15 protein-coding genes are annotated in these 18,045 nt (G+C 47.1%); 2 read left to right on the top strand and 13 right to left on the bottom strand.

The features are described from left to right. Positions 1-163 precede the first annotated feature (163 nt). A complete protein-coding gene (locus AC5YB3_RS17380) occupies positions 164-1,171 on the top strand; it encodes an LLM class flavin-dependent oxidoreductase (RefSeq protein WP_494525820.1) in 1,008 nt (335 codons plus the stop codon). 148 nt (positions 1,172-1,319) lie between these two features. Here AC5YB3_RS17380 and gabT read toward each other — a convergent pair whose 3' ends face one another. The 10 genes from gabT to AC5YB3_RS17330 all read right to left on the bottom strand — a co-directional run bounded on the left by gabT (position 1,320) and on the right by AC5YB3_RS17330 (position 13,509). Then, a complete protein-coding gene (gabT, locus tag AC5YB3_RS17375; protein WP_494525819.1) occupies positions 1,320-2,597 on the bottom strand; it encodes a 4-aminobutyrate--2-oxoglutarate transaminase in 1,278 nt (425 codons plus the stop codon). A gap of 32 nt (positions 2,598-2,629) precedes the next feature. Then, on the bottom strand, positions 2,630-4,078 hold the full coding sequence (gabD, locus tag AC5YB3_RS17370; protein WP_259215147.1) for an NADP-dependent succinate-semialdehyde dehydrogenase: 1,449 nt from the start codon (positions 4,076-4,078) through the stop codon (positions 2,630-2,632). Between the two features lie 50 nt (positions 4,079-4,128). Continuing rightward, on the bottom strand, positions 4,129-5,415 hold the full coding sequence (locus AC5YB3_RS17365; RefSeq protein WP_012196784.1) for an NAD(P)/FAD-dependent oxidoreductase: 1,287 nt from the start codon (positions 5,413-5,415) through the stop codon (positions 4,129-4,131). Positions 5,416-5,676: 261 nt separating this feature from the next. Further along, on the bottom strand, positions 5,677-6,492 hold the full coding sequence (locus AC5YB3_RS17360) for an ABC transporter permease subunit (protein ID WP_494525818.1): 816 nt from the start codon (positions 6,490-6,492) through the stop codon (positions 5,677-5,679). Continuing rightward, entirely contained in the window at positions 6,489-7,394 is a 906-nt protein-coding gene (locus AC5YB3_RS17355; protein ID WP_006080701.1) for an ABC transporter permease subunit, read from the bottom strand. Before AC5YB3_RS17355 ends, AC5YB3_RS17360 begins: the two co-directional genes overlap by 4 nt. Then, positions 7,391-8,527: a polyamine ABC transporter ATP-binding protein gene (potA, locus tag AC5YB3_RS17350; protein ID WP_006080699.1), complete on the bottom strand. Its 1,137-nt coding sequence runs from the start codon at positions 8,525-8,527 to the stop codon at positions 7,391-7,393. Before potA ends, AC5YB3_RS17355 begins: the two co-directional genes overlap by 4 nt. Before the next feature lie 178 nt (positions 8,528-8,705). Continuing rightward, positions 8,706-9,806, bottom strand: coding sequence for a polyamine ABC transporter substrate-binding protein (locus AC5YB3_RS17345; protein ID WP_006085019.1), 1,101 nt, complete (start codon positions 9,804-9,806; stop codon positions 8,706-8,708). 601 nt (positions 9,807-10,407) lie between these two features. After that, positions 10,408-11,763 carry a glutamine synthetase family protein gene (locus AC5YB3_RS17340; RefSeq protein WP_494525817.1) on the bottom strand — a complete coding sequence of 452 codons (1,356 nt, stop codon included), beginning with the start codon at positions 11,761-11,763 and terminating at the stop codon, positions 10,408-10,410. 2 nt (positions 11,764-11,765) lie between these two features. Continuing rightward, on the bottom strand, positions 11,766-12,527 hold the full coding sequence (locus AC5YB3_RS17335; RefSeq protein ID WP_006085017.1) for a gamma-glutamyl-gamma-aminobutyrate hydrolase family protein: 762 nt from the start codon (positions 12,525-12,527) through the stop codon (positions 11,766-11,768). Positions 12,528-12,960: 433 nt separating this feature from the next. Further along, positions 12,961-13,509, bottom strand: coding sequence for a cupin domain-containing protein (locus tag AC5YB3_RS17330; protein ID WP_006080693.1), 549 nt, complete (start codon positions 13,507-13,509; stop codon positions 12,961-12,963). A gap of 236 nt (positions 13,510-13,745) precedes the next feature. Here AC5YB3_RS17330 and AC5YB3_RS17325 point away from each other — a divergent pair, with 236 nt between their 5' ends. Further along, positions 13,746-15,053: an NAD(P)/FAD-dependent oxidoreductase gene (locus tag AC5YB3_RS17325; protein WP_494525816.1), complete on the top strand. Its 1,308-nt coding sequence runs from the start codon at positions 13,746-13,748 to the stop codon at positions 15,051-15,053. A gap of 254 nt (positions 15,054-15,307) precedes the next feature. Here the strand turns inward: AC5YB3_RS17325 and AC5YB3_RS17320 are convergent, their stop codons facing one another. The 3 genes from AC5YB3_RS17320 to AC5YB3_RS17310 all read right to left on the bottom strand — a co-directional run bounded on the left by AC5YB3_RS17320 (position 15,308) and on the right by AC5YB3_RS17310 (position 17,410). Continuing rightward, on the bottom strand, positions 15,308-15,826 hold the full coding sequence (locus tag AC5YB3_RS17320) for a DUF2937 family protein (protein ID WP_494525815.1): 519 nt from the start codon (positions 15,824-15,826) through the stop codon (positions 15,308-15,310). 99 nt (positions 15,827-15,925) lie between these two features. Next, positions 15,926-16,783 carry a sulfurtransferase gene (locus AC5YB3_RS17315; RefSeq protein ID WP_494525814.1) on the bottom strand — a complete coding sequence of 286 codons (858 nt, stop codon included), beginning with the start codon at positions 16,781-16,783 and terminating at the stop codon, positions 15,926-15,928. A 213-nt stretch (positions 16,784-16,996) separates the two neighbouring features. Further along, positions 16,997-17,410 carry a septal ring lytic transglycosylase RlpA family protein gene (locus AC5YB3_RS17310; protein ID WP_474329032.1) on the bottom strand — a complete coding sequence of 138 codons (414 nt, stop codon included), beginning with the start codon at positions 17,408-17,410 and terminating at the stop codon, positions 16,997-16,999. Positions 17,411-18,045: the final 635 nt, after the last annotated feature.

The raw sequence follows: 18,045 nt of genomic DNA, 5'->3' as shown, positions 1-18,045 counted from the left end.
CTTAGCCCCATATCAATAACACTGAATACCTTTTTATTCATCAAGACTGAGCCGTTAACGCTTGTTCTTCGCTATGCGCCTAACAATGCCACTAGCAATGCGACTAACACAGTTAGCGCCGCTTGTTTTCGCTAGCAAAAGACGGCAGTCACTTGGAGACACTATGTCACAACAGACATCAATATTGGCCGATATTCCCTTCTCGCTATTGGAACTCGCGCCCATGCGCCAAGGTTCGACTGTCGGTGAAACGCTGAACAATAGTTTGCAGTATGCCAAGGAAGCCGATCGCCTCGGCTTTAATCGTTTTTGGTTTGCCGAACACCACAATATGCCCGGTATCGCCAGCGCGGCGACCTCAGTATTAATTGGTTATATTGCTGGCAATACGCAGCGTATTCGCGTCGGCGCGGGTGGCATTATGCTGCCAAACCATGCGCCATTAGTGGTCGCCGAACAGTTCGGCACCCTTGAAAGTCTCTATCCTGGTCGCATCGATTTAGGACTGGGACGCGCACCGGGCAGCGATCAAGTTACCAGCCGAGCACTGAACCGTGATACTAGTCGCGCCGAACAATTCCCTGAAGAAGTCAGTGAATTACAAACCTTACTCGGCCCTTATAATGGTCGCCATGCGGTGCGAGCGATTCCAGGGGAAGGCACCAATGTGCCGATTTGGTTATTGGGCTCGAGTCTCTTTAGCGCACAGTTAGCGGCGCAGCGCGGTTTGCCCTATGTGTTTGCGGGCCACTTTGCCCCACGTTTTCTTTACGATGCGATTGAAATCTATCGCCGCGATTTTAAACCTTCTCAAGTGCTTGATAAGCCGTATGTGATGTTAGGTTTGCCGCTCGTTGCCGCCGACACTGATGAAGAAGCGCAATTTCTGGGCACGACCTCGAAACAGCGCGTACTGGCGCTTATCCGTGGTCACGAGTTATGGTTAAAACCTCCGGTTGAAACGATGGATGGCTTGTGGAGTGCGCAAGAAGAAACCTATGTCGATAATTTCTTAGGTTTATCTGTCATTGGCGGTCCAGCGACGATTAAGCATCGTTTGGAAATGATCGTCAAAGAACTTGGCGTGAATGAGTTTATCTTCACCAATGACTTGTACGATCTTGATAAACGCAAAAAAGCGCTGCAGATCCTAATGGAGATTAAACAGTAGCGATTCAGTAAACTGACTCGTGCTGAAAGCCATTGGCAGTAAAAATGGCAAACGCCAAAACAATCGCCACTTCCATAAAAATCCCGCCGAAGCGGGATTTTTATTATGTAAGACTGTCATCTAAAACAGCTTTTATATCAAAGCAATATTAGCTTTTCAGTACGGCATCGAAGCTGGCTTTGAGGATACCAAGGCCTGCATCAATTTGTGCATCCGGCGCGGTTAATGGCACCAAAATACGCAGCACATTACCGTAAGTGCCGCAGGATAATAAAATCAATCCTCGGTCACGGGCATCAGCCAACACTTGCGCGCAATAGTGCGGTGCAGGTTTACCATCTTCCATTAATTCGATAGCGATCATCGCGCCTAAACCACGCACATCGGCGATTTGGGCATGTTCGACCTGCATCACGTTCAATGCAGACTTAATGCGCTCACCTATGCTATTGGCACGGTCTAACAGTTTTTCTTCTTCAAACACTTCAATAACAGCAAGCGCTGCGGCGCACGCTAACGGGCTGCCACCATACGTACCGCCAAGACCACCCGGACCAATCGCATCCATCACTTGCGCGCGGCCAGTAATGCCCGAAAGTGGGAAACCACCCGCAATAGATTTAGCAAAAGTGGTGATATCCGCACTCACGCCCATTTGCTCCATGGCAAAGAAAGTGCCGGTACGACCAGCGCCCGTTTGCACTTCATCGGCGATCAGCATAATGCCCTCACGATCGCATAATGCGCGCAACCGCTGCATAAAGGCAGGTGATGCAGCGTAGAAACCACCCTCGCCCTGTACTGGCTCTAAAATAATGGCGGCAATATCACTTGGCTCGGCATCATTTTTAAAAATACGTTCAATCGAAGCCATAGCATCATCATCGGACACGCCGTGCATCTCGCACGGGAACTCAGCGCGGAACACATTCGCCGACATCAGACCCATACCTTTACTGTAAGGCGCGACTTTTCCGGTCAGTGCTAAGGCTGCGATAGTGCGACCATGGTAGCCAGACGTAAACGCAATCACGCCAGCACGTTTGGTATAGGCACGCGCCACTTTAACTGCGTTTTCAACCGCTTCAGAACCACTAGTGAATAATGCTGTCTTCTTGGCAAAATCCCCAGGCACCAGTTGATTTAACTTTTCACACACTTGGATATAGCTCTCGTAACCAAGCACCATAAAACAAGTGTGGGAGAAATTATCCAGCTGAGCCGCAACCGCCGCCTTCACTCTAGGGTGAAGATGACCGGTATTAAGCACAGCAATGCCGCCCGCAAAATCGATAAACTCGCGCCCTTCAACATCCCACACGGTCGCGTTTTCGGCGCGCGCGGTAAAGATTGGGTGAATTTGCCCGACACCACCCGCAACTGCGGCTTGGCGACGTGCCATCAATGAATCATTGGTTGTTGTCATTTAGTGTTCCTCACACGCCAAATCGGACCGTATTAAACGGACATGCAGATGTACTTCATTTCTAAATATTCTTCGATTCCGTACTTAGAACCTTCACGGCCCAGTCCAGAGGATTTCATCCCGCCAAAGGGTGCGACTTCCGTCGAAATCAAGCCAGTGTTGACCCCTACCATGCCGTATTCCAAGGCTTCGGCGACTTTCCACACCAGTGAAATATCGCGGCCATAGAAATAAGCGGCAAGGCCAAATTCAGTATCGTTAGCTTGTTTAATCACATCGTCGACATCGCTGAATTTAAACAGCGGCGCGAGTGGACCAAAGGTCTCTTCGCGGGCAACGAGCATGCTTTTATCAACGTTAGTGAGCACGGTTGGCTCGAAGAAATTACCGCCAAGGTCGTGGACTTTACCACCAGCGAGCACTGATGCGCCTTTAGCTATGGCGTCGATAAGATGACTTTGCACTTTCTCGACCGCGGCAGCATTGATCAACGGACCCGTAGTGACGCCCTCCTTGATGCCCTCTCCAACCTTAAGCTTGCCCACTGCAGTGCTGAGTTTTAAGGCAAACTCGTCGTATACACCGTCTTGCACATAAATGCGGTTAGCGCAGACGCAGGTTTGGCCGGCATTACGATATTTAGCTATCATAGCGCCTTCGACAGCGGCATCGATATTGGCATCGTTAAACACGATAAATGGTGCATTGCCACCAAGCTCTAGCGACAGTTTTTTTAAGGTAGGCGCACATTGCGCCATTAATTTAATACCGATATTGGTTGAGCCAGTGAAAGACAGCTTACGCACTATCGGGTTGCTGCACATTTCATTACCAATCTGCACCGCATCACCCGTTAACACACTAAATACGCCCGCAGGAATACCAGCACGCTTAGCGAGTTCAGCCATCGCTAATGCGGTAAATGGTGTTTGGTGCGCCGGTTTTACCACCATAGTGCAACCCGCAGCTAACGCTGGAGCGGCTTTGCGAGTGATCATCGCCGCAGGAAAGTTCCACGGCGTTATCGCAGCGGTTACACCGACAGGCTGCTTGATCACCATCAAGCGCTTATCCCCTTGATGCCCGGGAATGGTATCGCCATAAATACGTTTAGCTTCTTCGGCAAACCACTCGATAAACGAAGCGGCATAAGTCACTTCACCCTTGGCTTCTGCCAGCGGTTTACCCTGCTCGGTCGTCATGAGCAATGCTAAGTCATCACTGTTTTCATTGAGCAATTCAAACCAACGCCTTAACTTAGCGCCGCGCTCTTTGGCTGTGAGCGCTCGCCATGCAGGTAAAGCCGCTTCTGCCGCCTTAATCGCCATCTCAGTTTCAACTTGTCCCATATTAGGAACATGACCAATCAGAGCATTAGTTGCGGGATTAACCACCTTTAGCGTGTCACCAGAAACGGCATCACACCATTGACCATTAATAAAAGACTGTTGATGTAGCAAACTCGGATCATTTAATTGCACAAGGATTTCCTCGTATTGTGAAGCTATCTAGCTTCTTAAAAGTAATGGTGTTAGAGACCTAGTTTGTCTCTTAACGTGTAATACCAAGCTCCGATAGCGCTAAAAGGGACGCGAAGTGCGTGACCACCGGGGAATGGATAATGTGGCAATGCAGCAAAGGCATCGAAGCGCGTGGCTTGGCCGTTGAGCATTTCGGCCAGTAACTTGCCCGCCAGATGGGTATAAGTGACACCGTGGCCACTGCAACCCTGTGAATAATAGATGTTCTTACCGATACGACCGACCTGTGGCAGGCGCGATAGCGTCAGCAGAAAGTTACCTGTCCACGCATAATCGATCTTCACATCTTTTAATTGCGGGAAGGTTTTGAGCATATTCGGAATAATGATCGACTTAATGTCCGCCGGATCGCGGGCGCCATACACTACGCCGCCGCCGTAAATCATCCGCTTGTCGCCAGACAGACGGAAATAATCGAGTAGATAGTTACAGTCTTCGACGCAGTAATCCTGCGGTAATAAGCTCGCGGCCAGATCGTCACTCAAAGGCTCAGTGGTAATCACTTGCGTGCCGCAGGGCATAGACTTCGCCTGCAACTCTGGCATTAACTTACCTAAATAGGCGTTACCCGCCACGACCACAAACTTGGCTTTGACACTGCCCTGCGCCGTATGCACAACTGGGCTATCGCCTTCATCGACACTCAGCACTGCTGAGTCTTCAAAAATCTTGCCGCCGAGGGATTCGACCGCACGCGCTTCGCCAAGAGCTAAGTTAAGCGGATGAATATGGCCGCCGCTTTTATCGAGCAGACCACCGACATAGCGCTCAGTATTTACCACACCGCGAATGCCTTTGGCATCGAGGAGTTCGAGCTGATTCACATGACCGTGGCTTTCCCACAGTTGCTTTTGATGGCGCAGATGACCCATTTGTTTTTCGTTCATCGCAGCAAACACGCCGCCATCTTTTAGATCGCATTGAATGTTGTACTTAGCAATCCGATCGCGGATGATTTTTCCGCCCTCAAAGGCCATTTGGCCAAAGAGTTTACCTTGTTCTTTGCCGACTGTTTTTTCAATAGTATCAATGTCACGGCTAAAACTATTGACGATTTGTCCGCCATTACGGCCCGAGGCGCCCCAGCCAATGCGAGCGGCTTCTAACACCACCACACTAAAGCCAGATTCTAATAAATGTAGCGCAGCAGAAAGGCCCGTATAACCCGCGCCAATCACACAAACATCGGCTTCAATCGATTCCTCTAGGCGCGGACGTTCAACCTTATCGTTGGCCGATGCCGCATAATATGATCCAGCGTGAGCTATGGCAGACATGTTGTTCCCTTGAATTCTAATGTTCATTATTTTAAACAGCCATCACATCCTACACCTTCAGAAAACGAAACACTAGCCAGAAAAGTGCAATAATTTACATTTTGTTTGATATTTCAAACACGCAATATTCTTAAGCGCAGCGATGTCATGCTAATGGTGTCGAGTAGCAGAACTGGCCTGCAAAGCGAAGCGGTGATGGGAGCGGTGACAATTAACAAGGGTGGCTTTGACGATACCAAAGCCACCTCAAGATTAAGCTAACTAGTTCATCGGTGTGCGGTCGCGTTTCTCTGCCCGCCTTGCCATATACCAAGACAAGAAGGCGATTAACGAAACACACAGAATGATCAGTGTCGCTAAAGCGTTGATCTTAGGCGAAACCCCTAAACGTACCGAGGAGAACACCACCATAGGTAGCGTCGTCGCACCTGGGCCCGAGGCAAAGCTTGCGATCACTAAATCGTCCAAGGACAAACTGAATGACAACAACCAACCCGCCACCAGCGCCGGCGAAATCATAGGCACTGTGATAAAGAAGAAAGTCTTAAGCGGGGTTGCCCCTAAGTCCATTGCCGCTTCTTCGATAGACATGTCCAGCTCGCGCAATCTTGACGACACGACCACAGCCACATAGGCGGCGCAGAAGGTCGAATGCGCAATCCACACGGTCAACATGCCGCGCTCTTTCGGCCAACCAAACAAGTCGGCCATGTGCACAAATAGCAGTAGCAAAGACAGACCCGTGATCACCTCTGGCATAACCAGTGGTGCAGTGATCATGTTCGATAATGTCAGCTTCGCCCATGAACGCTTAAAGCGTGTCATCACAAAAGCCGCCATAGTGCCGATAATCACCGCCATGGTTGAGCTATAAAAGGCTATCCGTAGACTGGTCCATACAGCGTCTAAAATCTGTTGGTCTTGAAATAACTCGCCATACCATTTAGGTGAAAATCCGCCCCATACCGTCACTAATTTAGAGTCGTTAAAGGAGTAAATCACCAGCACTAACATAGGTGCATAGAGGAAGAACAAGCCAAACCACAACATCGCTGAAGAAAAACTTAACTTTTTCATAGGTCTTTCTCCAAACTACGCGCCTGATAGCGATGGAATAAGGTAATAGGAATAATCAATAAGCCCAGCATTACAATCGCCAGTGACGAAGCCACAGGCCAGTCGCGGTTATTGAAGAATTCTTGCCATAAGACTCGACCTATCATTAAGGAATCTGGACCACCGAGTAGCTCAGGGATCACAAACTCACCCACGGCAGGAATAAACACCAACATAGAACCGGCAATCACACCGCTTTTTGACAGCGGAAAAGTGATTTTCCAGAAGGTATTTAAACGGCTTGAGCCTAAGTCAGACGCGGCTTCAATCAAACTCATATCGAGTTTCACTAAGGTGGCGTACAAGGGCAAAATCATAAAAGGTAAATACGCATAGATGATGCCGATATACACGGCAATATTGGTATTGAGGATTTGTAACGGCTCAGAGATGATTCCCAGCCACATCAGCGAATGGTTGATGATCCCTGTGTTACTTAAGATCCCCATCCAAGCGTAAACCCGGATTAAAAATGAGGTCCAAGAAGGCAACATGACTAACAGCAGCAATACAGTTTGCAAACGCGCTGGCGCACGGGCAATCGCATAGGCCATTGGATAGCCAATAATCAAACAGCCGATGGTCGAAATTAACGCCATTTTCAATGAGCTGAGATACGCCATGTAATACAGCGAATCATCAAGCAACATCAAATAGTTACCAAAATGCAGGAAGATATTTAATACATCATCGGCATATTGGAACGTGGCTTCATAGGGCGGGATCGCAATCGCCGCCGTCGAAAAACTCAGTTTAAGGACAATCGCAAATGGCAAGGCGAAGAACAATAACAGCCAAGCATAGGGTATGCCTATGGTCCAAATGCGGCCTTTGAGCCACTTTAATTTAGTCGGTATCTTCATGATCTCAACACCACGCCACTGGTGTCCTCCCAACTGATGAACACTTCGTCATCCCATGTGGCATGATCGGCGCGGCGTTCACGGTTAGTCATACTGCACTGTACGATTTGACCATTCTCTAAACGAATGTAATACACTGAAATACCGCCTAAATACGCGATATCGTGTACGATTCCCTTGGCCCAGTTGTACTGACCTTCAGGCTGTTCGCGGCTAATAATGGTCTTTTCAGGACGCACAGCGAGCCACACATTTTTGTCTTCGACGTTGGTCGACACCCCGTAACCGACATAGAAAGATTGAGCCAACTCATTAGGTTTAATGATCAAATGGTCTACTTCATCCACTTCAATCGCGCCACCAAACAAGTTCACTGTACCGATAAATTCGGCAATCATGCGGCTATTCGGGCTTTCGTAAATATCCATTGGCGAGCCTGTTTGGGCAATCCAACCGTCGCTCATAATGGAAATGCGCCCCGCCATTGTCATGGCTTCTTCTTGATCGTGGGTCACCATCACGCAGGTCACACCGACACGCTCAAGAATTTCAACCACTTCGAGTTGCATCTGGGTACGCAGTTTTTTGTCCAATGCGCCCATAGGCTCATCGAGCAGTAATAATTTCGGCCGTTTTGCCAGTGAACGAGCCAAGGCAACACGCTGACGTTGACCACCGGATAACTGATGTGGCTTACGTTTACCGTATTGCTCCATGTGCACTAGCTTGAGCATATCCTGCACACGCTGCTCTATTTCCGCTTTCGGTAATTTGTCTTGTTTCAAGCCAAAGGCAATATTTTGCGCCACCGTCATGTGGGGAAATAAAGCATAGGATTGGAACATCATATTGATCGGACGTTCGTATGGGGGTAAATCTGTGATGTCTTCGCCATCGAGGAAAATACGGCCAGAGGTGGGCTTTTCAAATCCCGCTAACATGCGTAATAACGTCGACTTACCCGAGCCTGAGCCGCCGAGTAAGGCAAAGATTTCGCCTTTATTGATAGTTAATGACACGTCGTCGACAGCCCGCACGTCATCAAATAACTTGCTTACCCGCTCAATTCTGAGCAGTACTTTTTCTTGCGTCTTTGTTGTCGGTTTATTGGTGACGCCCGAGGTGATTGCCATAGTACTTCTCCACCCGAAAATGATGCGTCAATACGCTCAAACTCTGGGTTCAACACGATTAATGAATGAAAAGAGGTTAACCAAACTGTGTCAAATCCTATACGTGGATGAACTATGCATAGGATTGGACATAGCCAGTCTGCCAAGCTAGGGGCAAGCTAGGCTTGCCCCTTATCGACTATTGTCCGGACTTCACTTTGGTCCAAACACGGGTTAATACGCGTTGGATTTTCAAAGGACGGATTTCACCAATATAAAGTTTATCTAACACTTCTTGTGGTGGGTAAATCGCGGGATCGGTGCGGATAGCCTCATCAACCAGAGGTTGTGCAGGATCGTTCGGGTTAGCATAGGCGACATAGTTAGAGATAGGCGCTATGACTTCTGGACGGAGGAAATAGTTAATCAGCGTCAGTGCATTATCTGCGTTAGTCGAATCGGCTGGGATAGCTAACATATCAAACCACAGGTTGGCGCCTTCTTTTGGAATCGAGTAACCAATCTTATTGCCATTACCCGCCTCTTCAGCACGTGCTTTAGCTTGGAAAACGTCGCCAGAGAAACCAAAGGCCACACAAATGTCACCGTTTGCTAAGTCAGAAATATAGCGGGATGAGTGGAAATAGGTCACGTAAGGACGGATTTTTTCCAGTAACTCACCAGCTTTTTCATAATCGCTTGGGTTGGAACTGTTAGGATCTAAACCTAAATAAATCAGTGCTTGGGGCACCATATCGTCGGCAGAGTCCAGCATAGCAAAGCCACACTTAGAGATTTTTTCAGCATATTTAGGATTGAAGATCAGTTCCATTGAGTTGAATGGCGCATCTTCACCCACAGCCGCTTTCACTTTATCTATGTTGTAACCAATACCATTGGTTCCCCATAAATAAGGCACGGCATACTGGTTACCCGGATCGGCTTTCTCAAGTAGCTTCATCAGGGCGGGATTTAAATTTTTGAAGTTAGGTAGCTTAGCGCGATCTAAAGGTTTGAAAGCACCCGCTTTGATTTGCTTAGCGAGAAAGTGGTTAGAAGGGACAACGATATCGTAGCCACTACGACCAGACAGTAATTTAGCCTCAAGCACTTCGTTACTATCGAACACATCGTAAATTACCCGAATGCCCGTTTCTTTCTTGAAGTTTTCTAAGGTATCTTCCGCGATATAATCTGACCAGTTATACACGCGAACCACTTCTTCCGCTTGGGCCGCTGCGCTCGCTAATACGCTCGCAGTGACCAGAGCTAGAGTGGTCATCTTATTAAATAGCTTCATGCTTTCTCCTTTCTCGGGTAGCAGAATTGCTTAAGCAAATTCTGACATTGTGTCACCGGGCTATCCGGATATTGTTGTTATTTTCGACCAATGCTACACCTTACAAACCGCATCGGCAGTCTCTACGGCATGAGTTCCATGCCACCTTTATATCTTGCTGCAATTTGTTAAGTATCAGGTTTCGTGCCAAATTTTCGAGGCATCGGTATTGCATTAACACTCAAAAAAATAGACTAGATATGACACTGCTTGTACATATTGCAACATTAAGGCAAATGCCTCAAGTCCCTAAGTAATCGCAAAAACCACTAAAATAAAACACATTTTAAATATGACTAACAATTAGTTAGCGACTCTATCAAACGAGCGACTTAAAACAGTTAGGCATATTTCACTTCTCTAGCGGACACGCATCTGAATTGAATAATCACCTTAATCAACAAGCCATTAAAAACCATCAGATTATTTAACAAGTGAGTTGCACCGGTTGGGTGCAATCTCACTAAAACAGTGCACACCTCAGCCTTGGGATGACCGACATTAACCTCTGTTTTCCTTGGGTTAACGCGGCGACACTGTCAGTACACTCAATCCAAAAACATTACACAGTGAGCAATAGGAATTCACGTTCCCATGAGCTGACCACACGGCGGAAGTTTTCAAGTTCGGCCTGTTTCACCGCCACAAAACCTGTGGTGAAGGCTTCACCTAAATACTGCTTACAGGCATCACTTTCTTCCATCGCCGCTAACGCTTCTTCTAAGGTTAAAGGCAAACAATGGGTGTTGTTACTGCGGCTTTCGTTGGCTTTACCCTGCACTGGCGTCGAAGGTTTTAGCTGCTCAACCATGCCGATATAACCACACAATAAGCTCGCGGCAATTGCCAAATAACAGTTAGCATCGGCGCCGGGAATCCGGTTTTCGATACGACGGTTTTGTGGTGAAGACTCTGGAATACGTAATCCACAGGTGCGGTTTTCATCGCCCCACTCTAAGTTCACTGGCGCTGAAGTGCCGGGTAGGAAACGACGGAAAGAGTTAGCATTGGGTGCCATCAGCGGCAGCAACTCAGGGATGAATTTTTGCAGACCGGCGATATATCCCAAGAATAACTGGCTCTTAGTGCCATCTTCATTGGTGAAAATATTTTTTCCTGTCTCTTTATTGACCACACTCTGGTGAATGTGCATTGCACTACCAGGTTCGTCAGTCACAGGTTTGGCCATAAAGGTAGCGCAAACATCGTGCTTCAGTGCCGCTTCGCGCAAGGTGCGTTTAAAGATAAACACTTGATCAGCAAGGGACAATGGATTGCCATGGCTGAAGTTAATCTCCATCTGCGCAGGGCCATCTTCATGGATTAAGGTATCGATATCTAAACCTTGAAGCTCACACCAATCGTACATGTCTTCAAACATAGGATCGTATTCGTTGGCTGCATCGATAGAGAAAGACTGGCGGCCCGCTTCGGGTCGACCTGAACGGCCAATTGGTGGCTTTAGGGGTAAATCGTGGTCGTCACTACGACGGGTCAAATAGAACTCCATTTCAGGAGCGATAACCGGTTCCCAGCCCTGTTCGTCATAGAGAGACAAGACTTTTTTCAATACGTTACGTGGTGACAGCTCAATCGGATTACCCATTCTGTCGTAGCAATCGTGGATCACCTGCGCCGTGGCTTCGATGGTCCAAGGCAACATAAAAACAGCGTTTTCATCGGGTACACAGACAAAATCGATGTCCGCAGCATCGAGCAAGCTGTAGTAAACATCTTCATTCACAAAATCGCCGGTGACGGTTTGTAACAGCACGCTTTCGGGTAAACGCATGCCTTTTTCATCGAGAAACTTATCGACTGGTGCAATCTTGCCGCGGGCGATGCCAGTCATGTCACTGATAACACATTCGACTTCTGTGATTTTTCGTTCTTTTAAAAAAGCGATTAGCTTATTCATTATTATTTCACTCGAGTTGTAGCCCTGCGCCGGCATGCATCACCGAAGGCATTGAAAAGGGAGAGGTAAAACGGATTTTCGCTCACCTTCCACTCTGGATGCCATTGCACACCGAGGGCAAATTCTTTAGTACCTATTACGGAGAAAGCCTCCACTAACCCATCTGGAGCATAAGCTTCTGGCCGCAACCCAACACCCAGACGCTCCACGCCTTGAGTATGCACAGAGTTGACCTCTGCAGAGTTACGGCCCCAGGCCTCGTAAATAAGCCCCCCGGGCTCAACAGTAATACTGTGAGAAGCCCCATATTGCACATCTAAGGATGCGGTTTTATCTTCTCTATGTTCAATAAAGCCACCCACCTCATATAGCTTCTGGTGCAAACTGCCACCAAAAGCCACATTCATTTCTTGAAAACCGCGACAAATACCTAATACAGGTACCCCAGCAGCAATAGCAGCGTGGATCAGCGGCAAAGTCGTCGCATCACGTTTAGGATCATGGTGTGTACCAAGCTCGCTCGGTTGGCCTGCATAAAGATGGGGTTCTACATTAGAAGGAGAGCCAGTAAACAAAATACCGTCAAGACGTTCTAAAATCGCGTCTATCGGTAAATCGCCGCCTAACGATGGGATCACTAACGGCCAGCCTTTCGCGCCATTAACTACACCTAAAAGGTATTTTTCACCAACAATATTAAAGGGATGTGAACCCAGTTGTTGATTACAAGCAATAACACCTATGAGGGGCAAATCGGCTGACATATCTCACCTTTAGAATTCGTTTTACAAGCATAACGAACACTTTGTCTTTAAATGTTCATTTTTTCACACAGTACACCGAAATTTCACACTAGGCAAGAGGTTAAGCACTTGTTAAAGATTATTTCATCCACTTGTGTTTAATAAGCATAAATAACATGTAGTTAAACCTATATTTTGGTTATTTAATGTTATTTCATGTGAATAAAATAGTGCTTCAGCTGGCAAAAAACTCACTTTTAGCAGCGTAAATTAAACCGTATTCGAGCTAAATTTGAACCAATATTATTTACACAAAGAAGAGGATATATAACAAATATGACAGGATTAGAAAGGAGGTAAATCCGCAGTTGTGTTGAATAACAGTATTACGCCACTCACTTCTAGCGAATAAGTGGCCTAATATGTTGAATAATAGGGTAAGTTGATGACTTAACTAGAAGTTCGCAGGCGTAGTCGCACTCACCAGACGGCAAGGTTCATCAAAGGGATTGCGGAATCTATGGGGCACTTCACTATTAAAGTAGTAACTGTCACCCGCTTCCAAAATATACACTTCATCACCCACAGTGAGTTCGAATTTACCTTCGATCACCATGGCAGCCTCTTCACCTTCGTGCTTCAGCATTTCTTCACCCGTATCTGAACCGGGCGGATAAATTTCACTCATCACTGACATAGCGCGATTCGGATAATCACGGCCGATCAGTTTAAATTCAAGTGGTCCAGTGCCGATATCCAGTAATTCATTGGATCGATAGACGACCTTTTGCTCACTATCCGCAGAGGCTTCAATGGAGAAAAAATCCACTAAAGACATCGGGATACCCGACAGCACTTTTTTTAGAGAGCTGACTGACGGGCTAACACTGTTTTTCTCGATCATTGAAATTGTACTGTTAGTCACACCAGCACGTTTGGCCAATTCTCGTTGAGATAAGCCTTTCATTTTTCGAACAGTTTTGAGGCTGGCTCCAATATCCAAATTTCACATCCCCCTGAAGGCTCGGGTCAACCCCGATAGATGACGAACAGGTTGTTCAGGATAAACACCATCCTGAACGCATTTTCGCCCAAAAAGCGCGTGTTTTACTGCTTTCATTGTATTCTACATAAAAAGCGTGTTAAATAAAACGAACACTTTTTTGCGTCATGTTAAAAGTGTGATGAGTATACTGAGACAAGTCCAATTTACAATAAAAACAATTTTTTGGAGCCATAATGGCAAGCAAACCTCCAGTGCACAGCGAACAGTACCCACACTCTTATTATGTTGATACTGCTAAAGAAATTTATGCGCACCCACAACTCGAAGGCAGTATCAGTGCCGATGTCTGCATAGTGGGTGGCGGCTTTAGCGGTATCAATACCGCCATAGAACTCGCACAGCGCGGCATGAGTGTCGTCCTATTAGAAGCCAAGCGCATTGGCTGGGGCGCATCGGGGCGAAACGGCGGCGAACTCATTCGCGGCATAGGCCATGACCCTTCGCAATTTCACAGTGAAATAGGCACTGAAGGTGTTCAAGCAATTCAACAGATGGGCTTTGAAGCCGTCGAAATTGTGCGAAATCGCATACAAGAACACAGTATCGACTGCGATCTGCAAATGGGTTACTGCGACTTAGCAGTTAAACCTCGCCACATGGATGAGCTTGAAGAAGAATTTAGCGCACTCAAGGCCATGGGTTATCAGCAAGAAATCAAGCTGTTAACTAAGCCACAATTAGGTGAAGTCATAGGCTCAGATTTTTATCAAGGTGCGCTGGTCGATATGGGCAGCGGCCATTTACACCCGCTGAATCTTGCTCTGGGTGAGGCACGCGTCGCCCGTAATCTGGGCGTGCAATTGTTTGAATACAGCGCCGCCGAAAAAACCATTCAAGGCGCTAAACCTAAGGTCATGACCGCCAAGGGCGAAGTCACTTGCCAATACTTAGTACTGGCTGGCAATGCGTATATTGGCCACAAACTTAACAGTTTTGTTGGGGGTAAAGTATTACCCGCTGGCAGTTATTTATTGGCGACCGAGCCCTTAACTGAGGCCCAATGCGCGAGCATTATCCCGCAGAATATGGCCTTCGCCGATATGCGAATTGCCTTAGATTACTTTCACTTATCCGCAGATCGTCGACTGCTGTTTGGTGGCCTTTGTACTTATTCGGGTAAAGACCCCAGAGATATTGAAGCGGCACTGAGACCGAATCTGGAGAAGGTGTTTCCACAGTTAAAAGGCGTGCGCATCGATTATGAATGGGGCGGCATGATAGGCATTGGCGCGAACCGTATGCCACAAATTGGTCGCCTGCCCGATGCCAATAATATTTTCTACGCCCAAGCCTATGCAGGACATGGGGTGAATGCCACTCATATGGCGGCAAAACTACTGGCCGAGGCTATTTGCCAACAGGCGGGACATTTCGATGTGTTCGCAAAAATCAAACACATGACCTTCCCCGGCGGCCCGACATTCCGCTCACCTATGCTCGCGGCTGGCATGCTGTATCACAGATTTAAAGACTTGTTTTAAAGCTTATTTAAAGCATTTTTCAAGAACAGATGTTAAGGGCTGGTCTTAAGGACTGGTTTTAAACCATAACGCATGATGCCCATCGGATAAACAATCAGATGGGCATCATTGTCATATGCGCGAGCCATTTAACCACTCGCTATTTAGATACGAGTCATTCAACTGCAAGTCATTCTTTACAATTAGGGCTGCAACAACGCTAAGCCTCGCCTAAGAGATCGCCGCGTTCTAACAAGCATAACAACTTTTAAAAGCTAATTTGCTCTCGCTAATCTCTGCCGCTTTCGACGCCTTGCCCACAGGATAAAAGGGATTGACCCGAGATAATGCACGACTAACGCCACCACAACGCCAAAACCAATCCCACTGGTGGTTAAAGGTATTCCTGGCTTAAAGTTACTGACGGTTTTCTCAAGATAATCAAAGCGAACGGGGTTAAACATATAAGCAGTTTTTTCAAACAAATTGCCCGTGTTAAACATCGCCAAGCCCTGTGTTAACTCTTTATAAAGCGCGATTGTCTGCACCTTTTGCTCGGCGTCGGCACGCACGCTTGGCTCCTCATTTTGCTGGTGACGAGCAATCATGGCCTCAGCATCAGCATCAGCATAATGATATTCCTTAGCCGTTGCCTCGTAACCTTCTACCTGCCATTGGGTAGATGCATAGAGTCCAGCGAGAAATTGCTGATAATGATCAGCCAGTTGCGGCAACTGCAAGGCAATCACAAGAATCAACCCAAAAACCAACTTATCAATCAATCTGCCAATCAAGGGATCCTCCTTGGTGATGTAGCCAAACAACGCAGTGGTTACGACACTGCAATGACATAATGCTCAAAACTGAACTGACTCAATCAATGCACAGCACTATTAGCACTCAATCGGCAGATCGGTACGACTGCCCCAATCCGCCCACGAGCCATCATAGAGGATGGGATGCGTATGCCCTGCCGCAACCGAAGCTAAGATTAAAATACACGCCGTAATCCCAGAGCCACAGCTAAATATCCGTGCGGACTTGTCCGCTGCTAACCCTTGATAAATAGCCTGTAACTCACTGGTATTTTTGATTTTATTGCCATCGAGCACTTGAGCGAAGGGTAAGTTAACCGAGCGAGGAATATGTCCTGAGCGCACACCGGGGCGCGGCTCACTCACTTGGCCTAAAAAGCGTGGCGCACCACGGGCATCGACAATAGCGGTTCCGGCATCTTCGATACGTGATAACACGGCCTCGGCATCCATCACCCGCTCGGGGTGGTATTGCAGCACATCAGCTAATGTATCGATATCCGTCGGGCCGTAATCGACGCCTTCGGCTTGATAACGCGATGAGGTGATGCGGTCTTCTTCAATCCACTGAGGCAAGCCACCATCGAGTACATAGACTCGATTAAAGCCCATAACTTTAAAGGTCCACCACGCCCGTGGAGATGAATAAATGCCTTGGTTATCATAGATAACGATAACACTGTCGGCCTCAATCCCAAGTTGCGCTATCCCTTGGCTGAATTGTTCAAACGTCGGCAAGGCATGGATTTGAGTTGAAGTCTTATCGCAAAACACATTTTCCAAGTCGAATCGACGTGAGCGCGGAATGCAAATAGGCTCATCGTAAACCAGAGGTTCTTTACCAATAACGGTTTCCATACTGGCATCGAGCAAGACTAAATGGGGATCGGTGAGGTGTGCTTCGAGCCACTGCGTACTTACTAGTGGGTATTCCATAGCGGGTCCTTTTACTGTTATCCAAATCTGCCGCTAGTCTCTCACCAAATGCCGTAAAGCCCAAATATCGGCTTAACAAATTGTCTGCTTTGGGATTTTATTTAAAAGCGTCGACTCGGTTTCATACACTCAATCATTAAATTGCGGCGAAGCAGTGTTTCAAGATAGCTTTTCGAGACAACCCTTTCGAAATAATCCTTTTCAAAATAGCCGCTACTTAATCACTTCTATTTTCACGTCAATCAAACCAGAGGAAGTGTTGCCTATGCTACTGAACGCCGATTTAGACAGATCAATAATGCGGCCACGCACGAAAGGCCCTCTATCATTGATTTTTACAATCACACTTTTGCCATTATCAACATTAGTGACCTTAACGCTCGAACCAAAGGGTAACTTTTTATGCGCCGCCGTCTTTAATTTATGTTTGTAAAACTCACCGCTGGCCGTCTGCTTATTTTGATGTTTATCCCCATAAAAGGAAGCCTGACCCGATTCAGTGAATCCCACCCAGTTACCATTTTCACCCGTCTGCATTGAAGAACAGCCAGCCAAAAAACTTAGCAATGCCAGCACAGCTAGTTTGACGAAATTGAACGGCCTAATTAGGTTTTGAAGTGCATTCACATAACACCCTATCTAATGAGTGAACGCTTTGCTGACGAGCGATAGGCTCAGCAAAAGTCACGGGGAAAATAACCAACAACCTTAGATGGCAAAGCTCTAAGGTTGCATCCTAAAAGATCAGAACAAGAAACAATAAATTCCCACGAGGCTACAGCAGTTGCACGCTAAAATCACGTATTTACAGGTGAATGCTCTCTGTTTGAAGTCAAAAGGTTGCGAACATACTGACTTAAAAACAGACAGAATAGCGTTAAAAATAGAGGCCTAGTACGACTAAATAACTTGTTTGGTAACTTAAATGCTGGCCCCTACTAATGGGCAAGCCATGATGTTCACTCACCGACACGCAGCAAGTCCCTCCCTGGATGCTCGACCGCCCCATCTGATGTGAAAGGATTCACAAATGCCGCGATGGCATGGATGCCAAAGAGCGGCCATGGGGCGGACGGTCGTCTCGCTAATCACCATGGCTCACCTTTTTGGCATTAACGTAACCTGCGGTTTTGAAGTAGATACTGGGCACGCTTTTGGACAGAAGTACTTTAAGAATTTCTGGATAGCACTGCTGAAGGATCAAACTTGGTCATTTAATTCTTTAAGTGCTGGCTTATGATGAGCCATGGCATTCGCTCACC

It is taken from the genome of Shewanella sp. 1311, assembly GCF_059338235.1.
Note: the sequence above shows the minus strand (reverse complement) of the source record. Positions and strands in the feature narration are given on the sequence as shown.